At 20.4% G+C, this 2,861-nt stretch carries 4 protein-coding genes; 1 reads left to right on the plus strand and 3 read right to left on the minus strand.

Annotated elements, in window-relative coordinates:
• Positions 1 to 1,626: hypothetical protein (locus tag T405_RS03960; protein ID WP_036431314.1), on the plus strand; the 1,626-nt coding region annotated here is incomplete at its 5' end.
• A 224-nt stretch (positions 1,627 to 1,850) separates the two neighbouring features.
• On the opposite strand, the gene T405_RS03765 is transcribed toward T405_RS03960, so the two are convergent.
• Genes T405_RS03765 through T405_RS03475 form a run of 3 tightly spaced genes read right to left on the minus strand, consistent with a single transcriptional unit; the run spans position 1,851 to position 2,815 of the window.
• Positions 1,851 to 2,153 (minus strand): hypothetical protein, encoded by a 303-nt coding sequence (locus T405_RS03765; protein WP_051619565.1) that lies wholly within the window; start codon positions 2,151 to 2,153, stop codon positions 1,851 to 1,853.
• Positions 2,154 to 2,177: 24 nt separating this feature from the next.
• Entirely contained in the window at positions 2,178 to 2,459 is a 282-nt protein-coding gene (locus T405_RS03770; protein ID WP_051619566.1) for a hypothetical protein, read from the minus strand.
• Between the two features lie 2 nt (positions 2,460 to 2,461).
• Positions 2,462 to 2,815, minus strand: coding sequence for a hypothetical protein (locus tag T405_RS03475; RefSeq protein ID WP_036431317.1), 354 nt, complete (start codon positions 2,813 to 2,815; stop codon positions 2,462 to 2,464).
• Positions 2,816 to 2,861 lie beyond the last annotated feature (46 nt).

A 2,861-nucleotide genomic window follows, 5' to 3' on the forward strand; every position in this document is an offset into this window, starting at 1 on the left:
GAATCGATATTAAAACTTGCTTGTCAAGAATTTAAACTAATCAAACAACATTATAATGATCATATTAATGAAAAAGGATTAATTGGAATTAATCCTGCAATGTTAATTCAAGTAGATAATGATAGTCAAAACGAATTAAAAAATCAAGAATTCAATCAACAAATTAATCAAATTATCAATATCTTAGAAGAAAACGGATTAACTTGAGTTAAATATTTTGATTCAAAAGATAAAAATACAAATATTAGAACAAAAGAAAACTGAACTCTAAGAGATATATCTAAAAATACTTCACCAGTGGATGTTATTATCTTTAAAATAGGTCCATCAATTGGATGAAATATTCCTAGAGCTTGTATGTTGGTACAACTTAGAAATATTTCGTCTAAGAACTTAAGTATTCAAACAATTGGTAGAATTAAAAGAAATCCGAATCCTGGTTTTGACTTTAGTATAAATTCTATTGCTAATAATTATTATATTTATAGCAATTTAAATGTTATAGATAGTGATACAACTACTGCTGTAATTAAACAAAAATATGTTCAAGAAGAATTTCCATTTGGTTATCTAGAAAGCAATTATTATTCTATTGAAAAAGGAATTATAGACATACAAACTTATGAACAAGAAGTAATTGAATTTTTAAACAAAAAGTTTAAAAATTCTAATGATAAATTTATCAATGAATCATTTTTTAAAAGTTCATATGATGAATATCAACATAAATATCAAAAGAATGATTTTGTTTCATTTGAAAGTCAGTCATATGGAACTGCAAAATTTATAAATTCTAAAATCATTAACATAATAGATTTACAAATATATTTAAATAAATTAAAAAAGAAATACAAAAAATACTTTACAAAGAATATAAATGATTATTTAAATAATTTATTTAATCAAATGAATAACAAAATTTCTAAACAATGATTTGATTATTTAGTTTATAAAGACTTAGCAAATGAGTTTAAAAGTATTTATCAACAAACAATTATAACTCAAATCAATAATCAAAATACACAATATAAAATTGATTTCAATAAAAATCTTCCAGTTAATATACTTATTGAAAACAAAGATACTAAAAATATTATTAAAACAGATGAATCTTTTGTTTATGAAGATTTAAATAAATCTGATATTTCAAATTTTTATTTAGATTCATTAGCAGAAAAAATATTTGTTGATAAATTAAAGACTTATAAAGATATGTATCATCTTAAATTATGGTCTAAAAATCCATTACCAGATGGTATTTCATTTCAATACTTAGATGATAATTATGAATTACATATTTCATTTCCTGATTTTATTATTAAATATAATAATCATTATATTTATATAGAAATTAAAACATATAAAAGTGATATTGATGAAAATAAAACCAAAACATTATATGAACAATATATAAAATATATTGAATCATTTAATAGTAATGATTATCAATTAACAATGTTAATTTGTTTAGTAGATAATTCTAGTGAGAAATTATATTTTGCAGGAAGTAGTTCAATTCCTGAATTAAATGAGAAATTATTAAGTGTATTAGAAAATCAAAATCATATTCATGATAATATTAAAAGTAATTTAGTTAATGGTTTAAATGATATATTTAAACATTAAAATACTTAATTAAATTTAAAAATATCTCTAATTCTAACAGAAAACCCGGGTGTCTGATTAATTAAAAAAAAACAAGATAAAACTAAACTTTAATAATTCTTGATTATTTATTCAAAAATTGTAAATAAATAATTAACAAAAATACTTAAACAACCATAATATAGATGTTTAAGTATTTTTTAATAAATAAGTGGAAACACCGGAAAATCAAAATTATTTGATTCCTATTTTTGATTATGAAAACCAAATCTTATTTTTCTTTTTTTAAAAATATCACTATATTGGTTCGTTTTATTATCTTCGTATATATCATTAAATGTTATAGAGTTAACACTATCTAACTTATTCTTTTCAATAAATATTAAGTATTGACCCTCAATAAGAGATTTGTGTTTATCGTCATATGTACTATAGTGTATTTTTACATTATTATTTTTAATTTTAACTGAATAAATAGGTTCTCTAGAACTATAACTAGAGTAATAAATAATATGAAATTTTTTTTGAATATTTTCATTAAATACCATATTAAATTGATTGTAAAAATTATTCTAATTAGAATTAATATTATCCATAATATTTTTAGGAAGTATTTCAGAAATAATTTTTTGTTTAAATACCTCTTGATCTTGTATTGAAAAAGCATTATTTCTTTTATTAAAATCAAATGAATTTCACAAAATATTATCAATTTTATAAATATTTTCTTTTATATTTTCATTATTTTTATAATTTTCTAAGTTTGTAGAATTTTTACTTATTTTGCATGAAACCATTAATGAAAAACCTAAAACAGATATTAAATTTAAGTTCAATAAATTTTTAAATTTCATTTTTAAAACTTTACAAAAGATAGAGCAACATGAAATTCATCTGAATGTAATAAACTTTCGTATGGTTTAACTTTAAAATTATACTCACCTGATTCAGGAACTTCAAATACAACTCTTTCATAATTATTATCTGTCATTTGACTTGATTTTTCAAAATTGTTTGGTCCAATAATTTTAAGGTCAAAATCATGAACATGTGGATTTCCATTCTTTTTATTTTTTAAATTATAGTTTCATGCAAGACCAATAGATATCTTTTCACCTTTTTTTAGGTATATCTTTTTAAAAGATACATCGTCTGATGTATTAAAGGTGGACAAAAAAGTTAACATGGCAATGTTAACTTTTTTTAACACCTTTGAGGGGGTATACCCCCTCAAAAAAATCAAAAAAGGAGAAGTA

It is taken from the genome of Mycoplasmopsis felis ATCC 23391, from assembly GCF_000701865.1.
In the GTDB taxonomy this organism is placed as follows: Bacteria; Bacillota_I; Bacilli_A; order Mycoplasmatales; family Metamycoplasmataceae; genus Mycoplasmopsis; species Mycoplasmopsis felis.